17 protein-coding genes are annotated in these 19,342 nt (G+C 66.6%); 7 read left to right on the top strand and 10 right to left on the bottom strand.

Annotated elements, in window-relative coordinates; genetic code table 11:
- Nucleotides 1–158: 158 nt before the first annotated feature.
- From KIH78_RS07465 to KIH78_RS07420, 10 genes are all read right to left on the bottom strand, one after another.
- Complete coding sequence (locus tag KIH78_RS07465) at nt 159–854, bottom strand: Crp/Fnr family transcriptional regulator (protein ID WP_236034510.1); 696 nt, start codon at nt 852–854, stop codon at nt 159–161.
- Nucleotides 855–1,122: 268 nt separating this feature from the next.
- The gene (locus KIH78_RS07460) at nt 1,123–2,310 is read right to left on the bottom strand and encodes a lipoate--protein ligase family protein (RefSeq protein ID WP_219131875.1); all 1,188 of its coding nucleotides are present in this window, start codon (nt 2,308–2,310) and stop codon (nt 1,123–1,125) included.
- 261 nt (nt 2,311–2,571) lie between these two features.
- The gene (locus KIH78_RS07455) at nt 2,572–3,615 is read right to left on the bottom strand and encodes a 3-isopropylmalate dehydrogenase (protein ID WP_214312178.1); all 1,044 of its coding nucleotides are present in this window, start codon (nt 3,613–3,615) and stop codon (nt 2,572–2,574) included.
- 149 nt (nt 3,616–3,764) lie between these two features.
- Nucleotides 3,765–6,473 carry a S9 family peptidase gene (locus KIH78_RS07450; protein WP_236034502.1) on the bottom strand — a complete coding sequence of 903 codons (2,709 nt, stop codon included), beginning with the start codon at nt 6,471–6,473 and terminating at the stop codon, nt 3,765–3,767.
- Nucleotides 6,474–6,636: 163 nt separating this feature from the next.
- Nucleotides 6,637–7,881 (bottom strand): App1 family protein, encoded by a 1,245-nt coding sequence (locus tag KIH78_RS07445; protein WP_219131847.1) that lies wholly within the window; start codon nt 7,879–7,881, stop codon nt 6,637–6,639.
- Nucleotides 7,878–8,282, bottom strand: coding sequence for a glycine cleavage system protein GcvH (gcvH, locus tag KIH78_RS07440; protein WP_214312166.1), 405 nt, complete (start codon nt 8,280–8,282; stop codon nt 7,878–7,880). The genes KIH78_RS07445 and gcvH overlap by 4 nt, the downstream gene beginning before the upstream one ends.
- A gap of 170 nt (nt 8,283–8,452) precedes the next feature.
- Complete coding sequence (locus KIH78_RS07435) at nt 8,453–10,231, bottom strand: L,D-transpeptidase (protein ID WP_219131846.1); 1,779 nt, start codon at nt 10,229–10,231, stop codon at nt 8,453–8,455.
- A gap of 268 nt (nt 10,232–10,499) precedes the next feature.
- Complete coding sequence (gene nudC / locus KIH78_RS07430) at nt 10,500–11,621, bottom strand: NAD(+) diphosphatase (protein WP_219131845.1); 1,122 nt, start codon at nt 11,619–11,621, stop codon at nt 10,500–10,502.
- Between the two features lie 115 nt (nt 11,622–11,736).
- On the bottom strand, nt 11,737–12,573 hold the full coding sequence (locus KIH78_RS07425; protein ID WP_219131844.1) for an alpha/beta fold hydrolase: 837 nt from the start codon (nt 12,571–12,573) through the stop codon (nt 11,737–11,739).
- Nucleotides 12,570–13,187: an NUDIX hydrolase family protein gene (locus KIH78_RS07420; protein WP_214312314.1), complete on the bottom strand. Its 618-nt coding sequence runs from the start codon at nt 13,185–13,187 to the stop codon at nt 12,570–12,572. The genes KIH78_RS07425 and KIH78_RS07420 overlap by 4 nt, the downstream gene beginning before the upstream one ends.
- Nucleotides 13,188–13,346: 159 nt before the next feature.
- Between KIH78_RS07420 and trxA the strand changes: the two genes are divergently transcribed.
- The 7 genes from trxA to KIH78_RS07385 all read left to right on the top strand — a co-directional run bounded on the left by trxA (nt 13,347) and on the right by KIH78_RS07385 (nt 19,319).
- Nucleotides 13,347–13,715, top strand: a complete 369-nt coding sequence (trxA, locus tag KIH78_RS07415) for a thioredoxin (RefSeq protein ID WP_214312158.1) — start codon at nt 13,347–13,349, stop codon at nt 13,713–13,715.
- Between the two features lie 145 nt (nt 13,716–13,860).
- Nucleotides 13,861–15,501: a hypothetical protein gene (locus KIH78_RS07410; RefSeq protein ID WP_219131843.1), complete on the top strand. Its 1,641-nt coding sequence runs from the start codon at nt 13,861–13,863 to the stop codon at nt 15,499–15,501.
- Nucleotides 15,502–15,667: 166 nt separating this feature from the next.
- Nucleotides 15,668–16,090, top strand: coding sequence for a hypothetical protein (locus tag KIH78_RS07405; RefSeq protein WP_236034501.1), 423 nt, complete (start codon nt 15,668–15,670; stop codon nt 16,088–16,090).
- Complete coding sequence (locus KIH78_RS07400; RefSeq protein ID WP_219131842.1) at nt 16,087–16,287, top strand: helix-turn-helix transcriptional regulator; 201 nt, start codon at nt 16,087–16,089, stop codon at nt 16,285–16,287. Before KIH78_RS07405 ends, KIH78_RS07400 begins: the two co-directional genes overlap by 4 nt.
- Nucleotides 16,288–16,575: 288 nt before the next feature.
- Nucleotides 16,576–17,088 (top strand): hypothetical protein, encoded by a 513-nt coding sequence (locus KIH78_RS07395; RefSeq protein WP_219131841.1) that lies wholly within the window; start codon nt 16,576–16,578, stop codon nt 17,086–17,088.
- 176 nt (nt 17,089–17,264) lie between these two features.
- Complete coding sequence (locus KIH78_RS07390; RefSeq protein ID WP_219131840.1) at nt 17,265–17,819, top strand: arsenate reductase/protein-tyrosine-phosphatase family protein; 555 nt, start codon at nt 17,265–17,267, stop codon at nt 17,817–17,819.
- A gap of 96 nt (nt 17,820–17,915) precedes the next feature.
- Nucleotides 17,916–19,319 (top strand): hypothetical protein, encoded by a 1,404-nt coding sequence (locus tag KIH78_RS07385; RefSeq protein WP_219131839.1) that lies wholly within the window; start codon nt 17,916–17,918, stop codon nt 19,317–19,319.
- The last annotated feature ends 23 nt before the right edge of the window (nt 19,320–19,342 follow it).

Raw genomic sequence — 19,342 nt, 5'->3', positions numbered from 1 at the left:
TGCGCCGCACACCACAATCATTCACAGTAACCCCACTCACCACGGCTCCCGCTGCATACGGGCGGCGAGGCCGCTCCAAGGAACCTCCACGTCCGCTGGACGCGGCTCCGTGCAGGCCGTGGAAACGGGCGGCGGCGGGAGCGAGCGGCCGCGGGCGTCTACCTGCGCGAACGGCGGATGAGCATGCCGGGCTGGTAGATGATGATGGAGCGTCCCTCGCGCGCGATCCATCCGCGGTTGGCGAAGTCCATGAGCGCCTTGTTCACGGTCTCGCGGCTGGAGCCCACCAGCTGCGCCATCTCCTCCTGAGTGAGGTCGTGCGGCACCTTGAGCCCGGCCTCCACCGGTTCACCGAACCGCGAGGCGAGGTTGAGCAGGGTCTTGGCGAGACGCGCCGGCACGTCCATGAACACGAGGTCAGAGATGTACTCGTTGTTGGCGCGCATGCGTCCGGCCATGACCTGGAGCATGTCGATGGCCACGCGCGGATGCTGGTCGAGCCAATGGAACAGCGCGTCGTGCTCGAGCCACACCACGCGCGTGCCATGGTTCATGGCCAGCGCGGACGCGGTGCGCGGGCCGCCGTGGGGATCGAAGACCGGAATCTCGCCGAGCACCTCGCCGGGGGCGTGGATGGACAGCAGCTGCACGCGCCTGTCGGCGGATTCGCGGATGAGCTTGACCCTGCCACGTTCCAGCAGGTACATGCGGTGGTCGGTGCCGCCCTGTTCGAAGATGGCCTCGCCCTTGTCGTACACGGCCTGGTTGAGATGCGGAATGAGCTCCTCCGCCTGTTCAGGCGACACCTGTTTGAACAGTGCCGTATGCAGCAGGACGTTCTCCTGTTCAGGCATCGCATTGGGCTTGAGCGCCACCTCGCATCACCATTCCCTCATCGGATTCGCCGGCCGGTTTCCGCATCATTGTACCGCACCGTCATCGGCCCGTCATGCATCGTCCGGGAGCCCGACGCATCACCGCGCTCCGCCGCGCAGCGCCGCGCATCGTCCGTTTTCCACAGACGCACGACCTCGGGAACAGGGACGACGGGACCGGCGACGACGGTGTATCCGTACGGTCGGCAATCGTACGGACGCGTTTCGTCAGGCCACTCCCGTCCTTCTAGCCGAGAACCCGCTCCCGCGCATATGCCAGCAGATGCCCGATCACCTCGTCCCGCCCCATGCCGGTCTGGCTTCTGAGCGGGTCGACGCGTTTGACGGCCGACCTGACCGCCTTGTCGCTCATCTTCTCGCGGCTGGTGTTCAGCACCCGCGCCATCCTGACGGCGTCGATGTCGTACGCCATGGTCACGTGGTGCAGCACCGCCCCGGGTCCGCGCCGCCCTACGGCATCGTCGGACGTCTCCGGTTCCGCGAGCGCGGCGGCCGCGGGCACGGCGATCGGAGGCGCGGCGGCCGGGGGAGCCGGGAACCTGCGCTGCGCTGCCCCGCCGATCTTGCCGTACTGCGAGGCGATGTCGTTGAGTCCGGCGAACCGCACGTCCAGTCCCAGCCCGCGCAGGGCGCCGACCAGCCACCGGTCGCACAGCCGGTAGGAGGCGGCCACGTCGATGCCGTCCACGAACCACAGCGGCGCATACAGCGAATAGGTGATGGTGTTGTCCGGTTCGATGAACATGGCGCCGCCGCCCGTGCAGCGACGCACCACGTCGAATCCTTCCGCGCGGGCCACGTCCTCGTGCACTTCGTCCGGAACGGATTGGAACCGTCCGACGACGACGCACGGTCCGGCCCATTCCCATACGCGCAGGGTGGGGGGACGTCGTCCGGCGGCGACGTCGCGCGCCCATGCCTCGTCGACGCGCATCTGTTCCGCGGGCGACCGCGGCACGTCGTGCACAACCGCCAGCTGCGGCCACAGCCGCGCCCACCGCGCGGCGAAGTCCGCGTCCTCCGCGTCGCCGACGGCGGTACGCCCTTCCGCCGAGGCGCAGGCTTCCGACGTCCCGTCGGCTTCGGTCGTCGTCTCGCGTCGTCCGCTGCGACGTCGGTCCGTCGCACGGGAGAAGGCCTCCCGTATCGCCTGTGCGTCCGCGCCGACGAACGTCGCGTCCGGATGGCGAGCGATGGCGGCCTCCACCGAGCCGCCGGACGCCAACGCGCGTTCGACGTCGCGCATCATCGCGTCCGCAGCGGCGTCGGACGTCGCCTCCACGAAGAAGTCGCCGTCGAGACGGCACGACGTCACCGCTCCCCCACCGTCGAAGCGGACGGTCACCGCGACCAGCTTGCCGCCGGGCACCTTATACTCCCCGCGCACCTCGTATTCCCCGCGCGCCTCGTTCATGGGCACATCCATGGTCGTATCCGCAGTCATATCCACAGTCATACCGTCACCATAACAACCGCCTCCGCGCCCTCAGCGAAACAAGCCGTCACGGTCCCACCAGACTGCTTCGCAGATACCCCCATTAGCGAAACAAACCGGTCGCAGATACGCGAGACGCCTCGCCATCACGAGGATGACGAGGCGTCTCGGAAGCCGGACCGGCCGAACCGACCGAGACCGGCCGAACAAGCCCGGCCCGGCCGCATCACACGAGCCGAATCACATGCGGTCGAGGATGTCCTGACCCACCTGGTCGGTGGTGCGGACGGTGGAGCCGAGCTCCTCGATGTCCGCTTCGACCGCGGCATGGATGCGCTTGGCGGCCTCGTCGAAGCCGAGGTGCTCGAGCAGCATGGCGGCGGAGAGGATCGCGGCGGTGGGGTTGGCCTTGTTCTGGCCGGCGATATCCGGCGCGGAGCCGTGAATCGGCTCGAACATGGACGGGTATTCGTCGGTGGCGTTGATGCAGCCGGACGCGGAGTAGCCCACGCCGCCCACCACGGCGCCGGCCTCGTCGGTGATGATGTCGCCGAAGAGGTTGTCGGTGAGAATCACGTCGAAGCGGGACGGGTCGGACACGAGGAAGATGGTGGTGGCGTCGATGTGGAGGTAGTCGTGCGAGACCTCGGGGTACTCCTCGCCGACCTTGTCGACGATGCGCTGCCACATGTCGCCGGCGTTGACGAGCACGTTCTTCTTGTGGACGAGCGTGACGTGCTTGCGGCGCTTCATGGCGAGCTTGAACGCGTAGCGCACCACGCGTTCCACGCCGTACGCGGTGTTGATGGACACTTCGGTGGCGACCTCGTTGGGGGTGCCGCGGCGGACCGCGCCGCCGGCGCCGCAGTAGAGGCCTTCGGTGCCTTCGCGCACCACCACGAAGTCGATGTCGCCGGGGTTGGCGAGCGGCGAGGTGACGCCCTTGTACAGCTTGGACGGGCGCAGGTTGACGAACTGGTCGAGGTCGAAGCGGAGCTTCAGGAGCAGGCCGCGTTCGAGGATGCCGGCCTTGATGCGCGGATCGCCGACGGCGCCGAGCAGGATGGCGTCGTTGGCCTTGATGCGTTCCTCTTCCTCTTCGGGCAGGATGGCACCGTCGCGCAGGTAGCGTTCCGCGCCGAGGTCGAAGTGCTCGTATTCGAATTCGGCCACGCCTTCGGCGGCCTTTTCGAGGGCCTTCTGCGCCCAGGGGGTCACTTCCTTGCCGATGCCGTCGCCGGGGATGACGGCGATCTTGTACTTCTTCGTTGCGTTATCAGTCATGGCACGACACGTTACCCGCGCGCCCTTCGCACCCATGGACGATGTCCATAAGCTGAACGCGCCGTGAGACGCGTCGTGCCACACCTCGTACGCCTGCGAGCGCCGGCCGGAACACCCGCTGCCGCACGCCCGCACGCCCCCTCGGCCGACTACTCCTCGATGCCCATGACGTCGAGACACCACGCGTTCTCGTAGGACACTTCGCGCCACTGCTTGTACCGTCCGGAGGTGCCGCCGTGCCCGGCCTCCACCTCGATCTTGGCGATGGCGTCGAAGCCGCGTTCCTGCATGGCGGCGAGCCATTTGAGCGGTTCGACGACGAGCACGCGCGTGTCGTTCATCGACGTGGTGATGAGGATGCGCGGGAACGCCTTGCCCGCCGCGCTGCCGGCCGCGGGCAGGTTCTCGTACGGCGTGTACGACTTCATGTACCGGTAGACGTCGGCGTCGTGGAGCGGGTCGCCCCATTCGTCCCATTCGGTGACGGTGAGCGGCAGGGACGGGTCGAGGATGGAGGTGAGCGCGTCCACGAACGGCACGTCCGCCTCGATGCCCGCATACAGTTCGGGCGCGATGTTCGCCACGGCGCCCATGAGCAGGCCGCCGGCGGATCCGCCGTCGGCCACGGTGCGGGCCGGATCGGCGAGGTGCGCCTCCTGGAGGGCGCGTGTGGCGTCGACGAAGTCCTCGAACGTGTGCTTCTTGTTGAGGCGCCGGCCCTGTTCGTACCAGGCGCGGCCGAGTTCGCCTCCGCCGCGGATGTGGGGCACGGCGTAGAGCACGCCGCGGTCGAGCAGGCTGAGGCGTGCCACGGAGAAGGCGGGGTCGGAGGAGATCTCGTAGGCGCCGTATCCGGTGATGAACATGGGCGCGTCGTGGAGGTCGGTGCCGTCGCGCCAGACGAGGGAGACGGGGACGTGTTCGCCGTCGCGCGCCTGGATCCAGACGCGGCGTTCCCGGTAGCGGCGTGGGTCGAAGCCGCCGAGCACGGTGCCGCGTTTGAGGAGACGGTCCTCGCCGGTGGCGGGGTCCACGTCGTGCAGTTCGCCCGGCCGCGTGTAGCTGGTGAACGAGTAGCGCATGCGCGGCGCCTCGTAGGAGGGGTTGCCTGCGGTGCCGATGGTGTAGAGCCTGCGGGTTTCGCCGGGAAGGCGTTCCTCGTTGCGTTCCGTCTCGCGTTCCGCGCCGTCCTGTCCGACGTGTTCGCTTTCGTCGTCCGATGCCCCGTCCAACGCACCGACGCCGTCCGATTCGGCCGTTCCGTCCGCCGCCGTCGTGTCCCAGTCGCCGTCCAGCGCGGGCGGCAGCAGTTCGGTGAACCGCCAGGGCCGTCCGGCGAGGAAGTCCTCGGCGGCCTCGGCCTTCGGCATCATGGCTAGGTGCGGCAGGCCGTCGGCCCGGTAGGCGAGGGAGACGAAGTGCCGGTGGATGGAGATGCCTTCGATGCCGAGTCCGCGCAGGCCCTGCAGCAGCGCAGGGTTGCGCGGGTTCTCGTACGGCTTGGTGATGGGTTCGTCCGACGCGCCGCCGCGTTCGCAGCCGTATGGGGATCCTTCGGCCACGCAGACGCCTTCGCCGAGGCGGAACGGCGGTTCGTGGTCGCGCATGTCGATGACGTCGATCTCGAAGTTCGGGTTGTTCGCGTTGTGGTAGACGACGGCGAGCGGGATGTCCTCGCCGTCGGGTCCGGCCTGTTCGAAGCGTGCGAAGCTCACGTCGTATTCGACGCCATCCTTGCGGGGGATGAACGCGCGGAATTCGCCTTCGGGGTCGTCGGCGGACAGCATGAGCACTTCGGTGGTGGTCTTGGATCCGGTGCCGATGACGATGTTGCGTTCATCGAAGCTGAGGCCCACGCCCAGCCAGAAGCGTTCGTCGGCCTCCCGGTACACGCACGCGTCGTCCTCGACGGGCGTGCCGACCTTGTGCCGCCAGACGGCGCAGGGACGCCAAGCGTCGTCGACCTCCACCCAGAACACGTAGCGTCCGTCGGGGGTGAGGCATGCGGAGCCGACGCCGTCGAAGCGTTCCGGCAGGTCGGCGGACGCGTCGGACACGAGCGGACCGGCCTGCTGGCCGTCGCCGCCGGCCCGTGTCATCGCGTCCAGGTCGCGGATCCGGTAGTCGTAGCGTTCGTCGCCGTCGGTGTCGACGCCGTACAGCATCCATCGGCCGTCGCGGCTCAGGTCCATGCCGCCGAGACGGAAGAAGTCGTGGCCCTCCGCCTCCTTGTTCATGTCGAACACCACTTGTTCGCCGGGCAGGGAGCCGGGTTCGGCGGCCGGGTCGACCTTCGGCGGATCCCAGTCGTCGGCGCCGCGCACGGGCACGCGGCATTGCACCGCGTATTGGCGTCCTTCCCGCGTGCGCGCGAAGTACCAGTAGTCGTCCATGCGCACGGGCACGGACATGTCGGTCTCCTGGACGTGTGCCTTGAGTTCGTCGAACAGGGTGTCGCGCAGGTGTTCGAGGTGCGCGTTGCGCGATGCGCACAGTTCGTTCTGCGCGTCGATGTAGGCGCGTACGCGCGGCGAGTCCTTGTCGCGCAGCCATTCGTAGGGGTCCATGAACACGTCGCCGTGGTGTTCGCGCCGCGTGGGTTCGCGCAGGGCCTGCGGCACCAGCGGCGGCAGGGTCAGGTCGACGTCGTCGCTTTCCCGTTGCGTCTGTTCGTGGCGTTCGGCCGTTTCGCGGGCGGCTTCGGCGAGTTCGCGCACCGCCTGCGGCATGTGCGTGATGCCGTCCGATGCGGGCGTTCCTCCGGTTTCGTTGGTCTCGTTGGTTCCGGTCGTCCCGTTGGTTTCGCCGGTTCCGTTCGATCCGGCCGTCCCGATGGCGTCGGCGCCGTTGCCCGTCATGCTCTTCTCATCAGTCATAACGGCGATTATAAGCCGACCGCAATCGTTTGCGCACCTTGGGGTACACCGCGGTACCGCATGGAGCCGCGACGCGCCGGAACAGGCCGGCACACGCCGGAACGGGTCACGACCGCCGTTCCGGGCGGCGTGGCCATCAGCCCCGCTATCCGCGGTGCGCCTTGAGGTACGGGAGCATCGTCTTCATGAGGTTCGCGCCGGTGGGCCCGGTGAATACCGGCACGTCGGTCACGGGCGTGGGCTGCGTGGGCGTCACGCCGGAGGGCATGCCGAGCGGGCCCGCCTCGCGCGGGGTGAGCTGGCGGATGGCGATGGCGAGCACGCGTCCCGGGTACCGCCGGGCGATCGTGGCGTACGTGGTGGGGTCGCGTTGGCCGTCGTCGCCCACCAGGATGAACTTCATGTCCGGGAAGTCGGCCATGAGCTGTTCGGCGAACTCGAGCTTGTGCTGCGGGCCGGAGGGGATGAACGTCTTCGGTCGCGGGTCGAGGTCGCGCAGGAGCAGCGGCCCTTCGGGGAATCCGTGGTTCTCGATGAAGTGGCGGATGGAGCCTTCGACGTTCCACGGCGAGGTGGACAGGTAGAAGAACGGCGCGTCCGGGTACAGGTCGGCGAGCTTGGTGAACAGCACGCTCATGCCGGGCACGGACGCCTTCTTGTCCGGGTTGAGGAACAGCAGGTTCCATGCGGCCTTCCACAGGACGGGCGCCTGGGTGATCATGATGGTGTCGTCCACGTCGGAGATGACGCCGACCTTCGCGTCCTTGGGGATGGTGAACAGCTTCGCGCGCACCGGCTTGCGTCCGTTCACCCGGTAGGACACGTTGTGCACGCCGGATTCGAGCCGGTGTTCGGCCACGAGGTCGAGGTAGCCGGAGGTGTCGGAGATCGCGTATTCGCTGTCCATGTCCGGATGCGCGTCCACGGCGTCGTACCGTTCGGAGGCGCCCACTTGGACGGTCTCCAGCGGCACGCCGTCGATGCGGATCTTCACCTGCGTGTGGGGCGAGGGGATGGCGAGCATGCCGCGGATGCCACGCATGGCCGCGCCGTACATGCTGTGCTCGGGCGCGTAGACGGTGCGGCAGATGAGACGGGAGTAGTCGTTGGTGCCGTACCCCACGTAGGGGTCGACGCGGGGGAACCAGTCGAGTTTCCTGGCGCCGCGCGTGGCGAGGCGCACCCACGTGTTGAACGTGCGCGTCACCACGCGTCGCATGAGACGCTCGAGGGGCGGCTGCACCTCGAAGCGTTCGCGACGGGAGGCCGCGTCGAACGTGGTGACGGCGTGGCGCGCCGGAATCGGCACGGTGGGCATGTCGTCCGCCGCGCCGGCCGTGGCGTCGGGGCCGCGCACCGCGGCGTCGTCCGGTTCCCTGCGGTCGGTCATCGGACGACCTTCGCGTATTCCTCGGCGCTCAGCAGGTCGGGCTCATCGTCGTCGAGCTCGATCTTGAGGATCCAGCCTTCGCCGTAGGGGTCGGAGTTCACGACGCTCGGATCGTCGGCGACCGCTTGGTTCACGTAGCGGATGGTGCCGGCCACGGGGGCGATCAGCGGCTCCACGGCCTTGGAGGATTCCAGTTCGAGCACTTCGTCGCCCGCCTCCACGCGGGTGCCGGGCTCGGGGAGGTCCACGTAGACGAGTTCGCCGAGCTTCTCCGCGGCGTAGTCGGTGATGCCCAGCACGGCCGGGTCGAGCGTGGTGTCCACCCAGACGTGGTCCTGCGAGTATTCGAGGTGTTCGGGCACGTCGAGGTTCAGCGGCTTGTCATCGAATTCATCACTCATGGCACCAAGAGTACCAACCCTCGCCGGACACGCCCTCCGCCCACGGGATGAATCGGGCGCGGCGGTCATGCCCGCGCCCTACGGCACGACGAGGCCCCCGACGCGTCGGATGCGTCGGGGGCCTGAATCGGACGGAGGCGCAAGCCTCGCAGGCGGTGACGGAACGGACGTCAGCGCACGGCGCTGGTTGGCTGGGAGCCGACGACCTGCACCACAGCGCCGTCCGGGATGTTGGTGTAGATCCAGTTGGCGTCATCGTCGTACATGTTCACGCAGCCGTGGGAGCCGTGGTTCACCGGGTCGCCCCTGGCGATGGCGCTGTAGTTCCACGGGGCGGAGTGGAAGCCCTCGCCGCCGTTGAAGTAGGTGACCCAGCGCACGTTCGGCGTGACGTAGTCCTCGCCGCGCATGGTCTGCGTCTTGTACTTCAGATAGACGTAGAAGGTGCCGTTGTCGGTCTGGGTGCTGGCCTTGCCGGTGCACACGTTGAAGGTCTTCACCACGTTGCCGTTCTGGTAGACGGTGACGTTCTGCGCGCTCTTGTCCACCACGAGACGCCATTCGCTGACCTTCTGCTTGGTGTCGAACTTGGTGACGTCGGCGTCGACCTGCACGGTGGCGCCCTCGCCCTTCTGGAGGGCGGCGAGCACGGCGTCGGCGGCCTTGTCGGTGTCCTTGATGGTCACGCCGTTGACGCCCTTGGTCTCGGCGGCGATGATGACGGTGCCGTTGTTGTCGACGATGTCGGTCTGGGAGACCATCTCCTGGTTGAGCTGGCCGGGCAGCTGCTGGGACAGGTACTGCCTGATGGCGTCCGCGTCGTAGCCGAGGGTGATGGTGCCCTTGGCGGGTTCGCTTTCGGCCTTGATCCACTTGGCCACCTCGTCGGTGGGCAGCTCGACCTGCTTGGCGTCGCCGTTGGTGAGGACGATCTTGTTGTTGAGTCGCGCGTTGGCCTGGTCGGCGGTCTGCTGGGCCGTCTCGAGGGAGATGGGCGCGTCGACGGTCTTGTCGGCGATGGTCACCGTGGCGGCGGCGCCCGGCTGGGCGACGGCCTGCTTGACGGCGGCGACGGCCTTGGTGGCGTCGGGCGTCTTGCCGGCGGTGCCTTCGGACGCTTCGAACGCCTTGGTTTCGGCGTTGTAGGCGATGGAGGCGGGCACGGCGCGCTCGTTCTCCGCGATGAGCTGTTCGGAGAGGTAGTCGGCGAGCGCGGCGTCGTCGGTGGTGGCGGCGAGCGCGACGTCGGCATGGCTCAGCGGGTTGACGCGGGAGACGTCCTCGAGCAGGTTGGAGGACGATTTCGCGTTCATGAGGGCGTCGACGGTCTTGTCGACGTCGATGCTCACGCCGAGCTGTTCGAGCGAGGCGGTGGTCTTCTGGCCGCTGGTGGAGTCCTTGACGGTGATGGCGGTGTCCTTGATGGCCTGCTTGACGCTGGCCTTGGCCTCGTCGCGGGTCTGTCCGGCCACGGTCACGGAGCCGAAGCGCACGCCGGGGGCCACGCGGTCCGCGTAGTACCAGCGGGCGCCGAAGAACGCGCCGATGAGGGCGACGAGCAGCACGCCCGCCACGATGAGCGTGATGATGAGGCCCTTGCGGGAGCGGCTCTTGGCCGCGGTGTGGCCGCCGGTCATGCCGGTGTGCGCGCCGGCGACCGGGGTGAACCCGTCCGTGGGCGAGGCGGTGAACGTCGGTTCGGCCGTGGTCTTGGCGGCGGTGGTGAAGCCGCCCTGCGCGGTCGTTCCCGCGGCGTCGGTGGCTCCGACGAGTCCGGCCAATCCGTTGGCGCCGGCCTCCGCGCCGGGCACGCGCACCTGCGCCGAGGGCCCGGTCTCCCCCATGCCGAGGGGCGCCATGGTCTGCGTGGCTTCGAAATCCTCACGCATGGCGCCGTATTCCGGCCGCATCGCGGGCCGCTGCGGCTGCTGTCCCTGTCCGTCAGTCATTTCTGTTCCTTAGCTCTACTGCCGTCACCCCTGTGGTGACTACTGCTCCGGTAACGAACTGGACGCCACTGTACAGCACCTACCCCCCATAGCCGGTTACGTGAATCCGCATGATTCCAGTGCATTTCCCGAAAACGGCATGTCCTGTGACCAATATCACGAATCGATATATGTCTTTTCGTCACTTTCGCCGCCGACGCCCCTGACGACACGCCGGGCGTACGGCCGGGCGTGTCGTCACGTCAGTCCAAGCCTTTCGACCCGCACGTCACGGCAGGTCGTGCCCGAGCCACTCCTCGATCATGTACCGGGCGATGGTGGCCCTGCCGGGCGCGGCCATGCGTCCGGAGATGAGCGCCTGCGTGTATTCCTCGGGGCTCACCCACACGGCCTCGCGGGTCTCCACGCCGTCGACGTGCACGTCGGTGGTGAGCGCATGGGCCTTGAACGCCACCATGAGGGAGGCGGGGAACGGCCACGGCTGGGAGCCTAGGTAGCGCACCTCGCCGAGTTCGATGCCGACCTCCTCCTTGGCCTCGCGCCGGGCGGCATGCTCGAGGTTCTCGCCGGCCTCGACGAATCCCGCGGACACGGAGTACAGCATGGGGTTCTTCCACGCGTTGTTGTGCTGCATGAGGGCGCGGCCGGCGGAGTCCACGATGATGGTGATGACGGCGGGTTCCACTCGGGGGAACAGGAGGCGGCGGCCGTCGGCCGGGTTGGTGCAGCGCTGCGCCCAGCCGCCGTTGGCGGTCTCGACGGGTGCGCCGCAGGTGGGGCAGTGCCGTTGGCGGGTGTGCCAGATACTCAGGGAGATGGCGGTGGTGGCCTGTCCGGCCTCGCGTGCGCTGGCGTGGGGCGCGAAGCCGCGCAGGTCCACCCAGTCGAACCGGTCGAGTGACTGCTCGAGCAGGCCTCCCCTGCGTGCGGCGCCGCGGCCGGTGCCGGCCGCGGAGGTGAGGACGCCGCCGTCGGTGCCGTCCTCGGGTTCGTCGAAGGCGGCGTCGGCGCCCTGTTCGTCGGTGTCGCCGATGCGGGTGATGCGGGTGACGTCGACGGCCACGACGTGTTCGTCGCGGCGTCCGCCGTAGCTGCCGAGGAACATGGGGACGACCTCGGGGTGGGCGGCGAGTTCGCCGGCCACGTAGGCGCCCGGCAGGGTGGCGAGGCGCAGTTTGACGTTCTGGTAGTCGACGAGTTCGCCCTGGCCGCGCGGCACGGCGATCTTGCCGCCGCGGGTGAGAATCACCTTGGTGGCGGGTTCGGCGAGCGTGTCCGCGATGACGCCCGATTCCGTGCGGCGTTCGGTCTGGTAGTCGATGTCGCCCTGTGCGAGCGGCAGGAACGGCAGCGTCTGCGTGAGCGCCAGCGGATTGAACGAAATGGTCATGTCTTCTCTTCCCTACATTGTTCGCGCATTGTTCGCGCACTATTCGCGCACCGTTCACGCATGCCCCGCGCAGACGGCACGCCCCCACGCCGGCCGGGCCGGCGCGGGGCACCGGTCAGACGCGCCTGACGAGGTCCACCAGGGCGCGGGCCACCACGTCGGGGTGTTCCACGGCGCTGAAGTGGCCGCAGTCCGGGATGGCGGTGAACGCCGCGCCGGGGATGCGTTCGGCGAGCGGCTTCATCACCGTGGGGTTGCTGGTGGGGTCGAGCTCGCCGGAGACCACGGCCACAGGCACGCGCATGGTCTCGGGCACGCCGGCCAGTTCGGGGCGCCCGTAGGTCATGCGCTGGCGCCAGGCGAGGCCGGCGGGGTTCTGGTCATTGATCCACCGGGTCATCTTCGCGATGAACGTGGGGCTGCGCTTCACGGTGGAGTCGCCTTCCGAGGGCTTGGCGAAGTGCATGACGGGCTCGACGCTGTCCGTGGATTCACAGGCGTCGGAGGTGGCGAGGCGGGCTTCGCCGCCCACGCCGTCGGATGCGGCCATGGTGTCGCACAGGGCCACGCCGGCCACGGCCTCCGGATGCAGGCGGTACAGGTCGGTCACGAGGTAGCCGCCCATGGACAGTCCCACCCACACGGCCTTCTCGTGTCCGGCGGCGTGGAGCAGGGCCACGTACGATTCGGCCATGCGGTCCAGCGCGTCCGGGTAGGAGCCGTTGGCGGCGCGACGTCCGGACGCCTCGTCGCCCGGCGCGGGCGAGAGGCCGGAGCCCGGCATGTCCGGGGCCCAGATGGGGAATGGCGGCAGGCCGGCCTCGTCGGCGAGCGCCATGATGTGTCCGGCGCACTCCTCCCACATGCGTCCGTCCACCGGATAGGCGTTGACGAGGATGAGCGGGGTGCCTGCGCCCTTGCGCAGGATGCGGTTGTGAATGTCGAAGGTCATATCGCGATCCATTCCAATGCTTTGCGGACGATGCGGTCGTGCCCGTTGCCCATTTGGGCGAGGAACGTGTCGAGCACGTCGGAGTGGGGGTCCACCCATTCCACGTCGAGCGTCTCGTCCTGGGGACGGCAGTCGCCGGCGATGGGCACCACGTAGCACAGCGCGATGGCGTGCTGGCGCGGGTCGTAGTATTCGCTCAGCCCGGGCGTGGGGAAGAATTCGGCCACGGTGAAGGGCTGGAGGTTGAGGGGCAGGATGGGCAGGGCGATGTCGCCCAGGTCCTTGGCCACGTTGCGGGCGATGGCCTCGCGCAGCGTCTCGTGGAACAGCACGCGTCCGGAGATGAGGGCACGTTCCACGGATCCGTCCTCGGTGACGCGAAGCAGGGAGCCGATCTGGTTGACGCGTCCGAATTCGTCGGTGCGCACGGGCACGATCTCCACATAGGCGATGGGCATCTGGCTGCGCGCGCGGTTGATGTCCGCGGGGTCGAGCCATCCGGGGGGATTGCCGTGGCCGGAGCCGCGGATGAAGTCCTCCGGGGTCACATGGTCGAATTCACCGCGCCGACGGCCGGCGTCGAAGTCGCCCTCGTCGGGCACCTCATCATTCATCACTGGCATGCGTCCCATTATCGCGCGCGTTCCTGACGGCGCAACGGGCGTCCCACGCATCCGAATCAGCCGTGGGCCCAACCCCTTGCCTTTGTTCGCCCATGCTGGTTTGCTGGAGCTCAGCAGTTTCGCCCATCAGCGTCAAGGAAGGGGCTCCCCATGGCAACCACCACCATCACCTCGGCCGAGTTCGAGAAGACCATCACCGACAACGAGCTCGTGTTCGTCGATTTCTGGGCCACCTGGTGCGGCCCGTGCCGCGCGTTCGGCCCGATCTACGAGGCGGCGAGCGAGCAGCCGGACAACCAGGGCATCGTGTTCGCGAAGGTCGACATCGATCAGAACCAGGATCTGGCGGCGGCCGCCGGCATCCAGGCCGTGCCCACGCTGATGATCGTCAAGTCCGGCCAGGTGGTGTTCCAGCAGGCGGGCGCGCTGCGCGCCGAGGACCTGGACGACCTCATCGGCCAGGCGAAGAAGCTGGATGTGAAGGCCGCGCAGGCGCAGGCCGCCCAGTCGCAGGAGTGAGCCCTGCACGAACAGCGATGAGCCGTGACGGCCGCCGGGGATCGGCGGCCGTTTTCCGTATCATGCCGCTTTCCGCACGGCGACGCCGACACTATGATGGTCTGTGGTTTTCGAGGGGCAACATCGCAGAGGGGTCGGATCACGCATGGCTGAATCGAACATCGAACCGCATACCACACCAGACAAGAGGGACCGGAGCCGTACGGACGGACGCGTCTCGTCGCTGCTCAACGCCGGACAGGACACCGATTGGGACATTCCGGAGCTCACGTTCCCGAGGCTCGGGGACACGCACGCGCCCACGTCAGGCGCGTCGGACGGCACCGCTTCGTCGCACGGCGCCGTCGCAGGAGCAGGCGCGGGAACCGCACCGGTGCCGACGCCTCCCACGGACGCCGGATCGCAGACCATGGTGCTGCCGTTGTTCACCGACGCGGCGGAGGCCCGCGCGGACGAGGCGGCGGGCACGCGCGTCATCCCGCCGATCATCGGGTCGTCGGACCATATCTCCGCGGCCGCGGGTTCCACAGGACGGGATTCCGTGGAGGACGAGCTCGCCGACGTGGCCGACCTCACCGAGGAGGAGACGCTCGCGCTTGGCCCGGGCGTCGGCGGTGGCCCGGCCGCCGGTCCGGCGAAGGCCGGGGCGGCATCGGACGCGCCGACCGTCGTGGGCATGGCCGGTACCGGCGGATCCGCATCGGACGGAACGGACGCCAAGGAGCCGTCGCACAGGACGGACGACGGACGCGAGCCCCGCACGACGTCGAAAGGCCGCACACGTGCCATCGGACGCAAGCCAATCATCATCGGCGTGGCGGCCGCATTGGCGGTCGCCGCGATCGCCGCGGGCACGGCGCTCGTCGTCCGGCATCAGAACCAGGTCACGTTCGACAACGCGCTCACCAGCTGCCGCGAGGCGGCGCAGTCGGCCCGCAAGGCGGACGCCACGCTCAAGGCGGCACTCGACAAGGCGGACAAGGACGGCACGCTCGCCACCTCCGACGTGGCGGACGCGAAGACGCTCAGCGACCTCAAGACCACGGTGGCGCAGGCCCGCCGGGCCGGCGCGCCGCAGTCGTGCGGCGCGGACCTGTCGCTCAACGAGCTCAATGCGCGCGTCACACGCAACGGCACGCTCACGGACACGCTGAACGCGCAGGCCGCCGCGGTGGACAAGGCCGTCAAGGCCGTGACGGACAGCCGCGACGCGAAGACCAAGGCGGACACCGAAGCCGCACGCTCCGAACTCGCCACGGCCGTGACGGACGCGCAGACGCTGCTCGACGAAAGCGCCGGCCAGGTGGACGATTCCACGCGGCAGACGCTGCAGAAGGCCATCGACGCGGCGAACGCCCTGACGGGCGGCACCGGAGCCTCGCTGGAGGACCTCAAGGGAGCCATCGAATCGCTGTCCACGGCATCCGGCGCGGTGCGCGAGTCGATGGACGCGTACACGTCCTCCCTGTCCAGCCGCGGCACCGGTTCGAACGGCTCCGGCTCGTCGTCCAGTTCGACGGGACGGCGTTCGGGCTCGTACGGCACGTACCGGCGCGGCACTGGCTCCACCGGCGGCACGGCCGGAAGCGGACAGAACGGACAAAACAGCCAGAACGGTCAACACGGGCAGAACGGCGGGCAGACCGCGCAACCCTCCACGCCATCCACCGGCAACGGACAGAACGGACAGGGCAACCAGGGCAATCAGGGAAGCCAGACCCAGCAGCCGGGTCAGGGCGGGCAGAACACGCAGCCCGGCGCCGGTACCGGGAACCAGAGCGAGTGACGGGACCGGCGGCGCCGTGTGCGTGAGGACGGAAGTGTCGGCCGGAACGTGCGCCCTCGGACCACCGTCCGCAGGAACCGTGCCTGCCGGCATGAGCCGTGCCTGCCATAGGGCACAATGGGGATGACGGGACGACCGGCAGCCGTCGTCACGAAAGGAGCCCATCATGACATTCAACCGGTACATCGCCTTCAGGATGGCGGTGGAACTCGTGGGCGCGGCGGCGTGCGCCAGCCAGATGTTCAGCGATAGCAACCTAATCGCTCTAGCCATCACGGTGACGGTCACCCTGATTTGGATGGTCGGCGAGATCTGCGTGCTGCTAATTTTCCGCCGCGACAATCCCCGTTCGGACGAATTGTCCGATCGGCATCAGCTGCTTGCCATACAGTTCGCGTTCTACGCCTTGATCGCAGTGCTCATGGTCGTAGGCTTCGCCGCCATCGTGTCCGGTCTCATCCTCAGGACGTTCTTCATGGCCTCCCCGATGGCACTGCCCGCCTTGGCGATGCTCGCCCTGTGCATCGTGGACGCACGGTACCTGTGGTTGGAACATCAGGGTGGCTCCAACGAGGATGACGACGAATGAAGACTACGATCAAGCTTCACCGTCTTGAACGCGGTCTGAAGCAATCTGACCTTGCGAATCTGGTCAACGTGCGCCGTGAGACGGTAGGCCGTCTGGAGCAGGGCCAATACTGCCCCTCGCTGAGGTTGGCGATGGATCTGGCGAAGGTGTTCCACACGACGGTGGAGGACCTGTTCAGCTTCGACGACGAAGAGTAGGGCCTGCCGCTCGATGCGTCATTCGGCGTGTCGTGTGGCGTGAATTTCGGATGAACACCCCCGAAAACCCCGCGCATCGCCGGAATGCCAACGATGAGCGGCTTTTCGAGCGAATCCGACGTGTGCAAACGATGTCGCACGGTGTGACGGCGTTGTCACATACCCCCGAGTCGTAGGGCTCCAGCAGCATTCGGGGGTTTCATGAAGGGTGTACAGTGAGGGCCGAACGCAGGAAGAAGGGAAACACAATCTGCGCGGAATGCTTCATTTATCAGGAGGTAAGGAAAGATGAAGAAGAAGATCATGGCCATCTTGGCCGCCATCGTCGCCGTGCTCAGCTTCGGCTTCGCTAGCAACACCGCTTTCGCCGCTTCGTATGGCGCCACCGTCACCGTCAGCGGCAACACCGCCACCGTATCGTTCCCTGCCGGTACCTTCGAGCCGAACGAGGCCGTCACCGTCACTTGGGACGACAACACTGTCTCCGATGTCCAGCAGATTGGCGAGCGCACCTTCAGCGCGAAGGCCGATGGCTCTCTGACCCTGCGTTACGTCTTCAAGCCCGGCCAGGAAGGCAAGACCATCAAGGTGACGGTGACTGGCGCCGTCTCCGGAACCCACACCGCTTCGGTGACCATGCCCGCCACCGGTGCTGGCGACCAGTCCGCCACCAGCTCCACCGGCAAGGCCACCATCGCCCAGACCGGTGCGGCCATCGCTCCATACGGTCTGGCCGTAGTGTTGCTCGTCGCCGCCGGCTTCGCCATGTTCGTCGTGCGCAAGACGACCTCTCATCGCTGAACCCTACGGTATGGTTCAAACCATAACCGAGATAGCTGAATAACAGAAAACCGGGATTCGTATGATTCCCGGTTTTTTCATGCCTTGTGTCGCTTCCACCGCTGCAGTTAGCCTTGTTGAAGCGACACCCTACAGATGAGGATCGCAGCATTCTGCATTCCGGGGAGGGAATCATCATGCAGATTCTGTACGTATGCACCGGCAATCAGTGCCGTTCCGTCATGGCGGAGTATTACACACGTGCCGTGTTGGTCAAGCATGGCTTGAGCTCGAGGGAACTCGACATTCGTTCCGCTGGGACGCTGCGCTATCCGCCTCATCCTGCCGACCCATCGGCAGTCGCCATGCTCAAGGCCGACGGCATCGATGCCGATTCACACCGTTCTACCCCGCTCACCACGGATGCGAGTCGTGAGGCCAATCTCATTCTGTGCTTCGAGCGTGAGCAGATTGCTGACCTGCTTGAGCAGAATCCGCTTGCCGGCCGTAAGGTGTTCCTGTTCAATGATTTTGTCAACGCGTGCGCGCACCTGCGCTCGGACGGACCGATTCCCGGGGACACCATCAGTGACCGACTGCATGAGGTAATGGTCTCCGTCTCGATGCTGCGCCCGTTCCTGCCCAAAGCCGAGGAAACCGAAGACCCGCATCTCAAATCCCGTGAGGTGTTCGAGCATGTCTACGCTGAAATCGTCAAAGGGGTGAACGTTATATTGGACGCAGTGGCATAGGGAATGCCCGTCCCCCTTCCCCCGACCATACACCTGCCGCCGGCGTGCATCCATTGATGGCAGCGAACAACATCGGGGCACAGGAAAGGAATCGACATGAGCACATCCACTCCCGGTATCCCCCGAACGTCACGACTCCCAGACTCCGCGTCAATTCCGCCGTTCTCTGGCAATGAGCCCGCAATCGTTCCACGCCTGTTCACCCCGTGCGATCGCAGCGACTACCTGCTCTATCTCGCGTTGCTCACGCTGCCGGTGGACGGCACGACGATCGGCTTCTTCCAGCCGTTCTGGACGCCAATCAGCCCGTGGCTACTTCTCGTTTACTGTCTGGCGAATCCCGGTCTGCTACGGCGAACCATCCATCGGTACGCGCCGTTCCTACTGCTGCCGATTGTGCTGATTTATCTTTCCGCGGCCGGATGGGCCGCATTCGGTGTACACAACGTCGCCATCATGATGAGCCTGTCCGGCGTGATTGCGGTGCCGGCGACCATGTGCGCACTGGATATCGCATTCATCCACAAGCATCTCGATTGGAGTGAATGCGTCCGCATCGTCATCGCCGCATACTGGTTCGCATTTGGCGTGGGCATCATCCAGTGGCTGGGCGTACATCTACATATTGACGCCATCAATAGCTATTTCAACCATCTCATGTACCGTTCATACAGTACAGATGGTTTGTGGGGCAGGACAGTGGGCCGTCCGCAGTTCCTGTTCGCCGAACCCAGTTACATCGGTATGCACCTGTTCGGGATTCTGCTGCCGTTGCACTGGCTGATGCGTTCTCGGGATTCTGTGCTCGCACAACGATTATGCGTCCTGATTGTGGTGTTCGCTGTGGGAAGCGTGGCAATGGGTTCGGGCACGCGAATCGTGCTGGACTGTCTCATTGCACTGATCATCATAATCGTCATCCGCACCACTTGGCATGATGAAGCTTCGCGCAAACGAGGCATCCTCATGCTTCTTGGCGCCCTGGCGATAACCACCGCCTGTTTTACGCTGAATTCCCGTCTGGATTCGATTCTCGACAACGGTATGGAAGGCGATGGCTCATTCTTCGCACGCATCTGGCAACCGCTCGGCCCATTGTGCGGCCTGATTCGGCACCCATGGACGATGCTGACTGGATATGGGGCTGGCAATATCGCACAGGCCGCACATCAGGGAGCGACTCTTGCGGTTCATACGCTGACCACATTGCACACTAATCCAGCCAATGCGGCGCACTGGTATGCCACGACCACGCCCGACACCGTGTGGACGATGTGCCTATACGCGAATTTCCTGATTGAGTTCGGCCTCATCGGCTTCGCACTGCTGTTCGCGGCCTCCGTACGATTCCTTCGACGCCACCAGTGCGCGTGGAACAAAACCGCAGTATGCTGGCTAATTCTGCTCGTCTACCTGTACATACAGTTCGAGGGATACGCCTTCGCCGCGTTCCCGCTGTTCATCTGGGTTCTTTCACGTTCGTTGCACGTTCATACGTAATGGTCATGATGTGATTCGAACAC

The sequence above is a fragment of the Bifidobacterium saguinibicoloris genome, assembly GCF_019331725.1.
GTDB lineage: Bacteria > Actinomycetota > Actinomycetes > Actinomycetales > Bifidobacteriaceae > Bifidobacterium > Bifidobacterium saguinibicoloris.
Note: the sequence above shows the minus strand (reverse complement) of the source record. Positions and strands in the feature narration are given on the sequence as shown.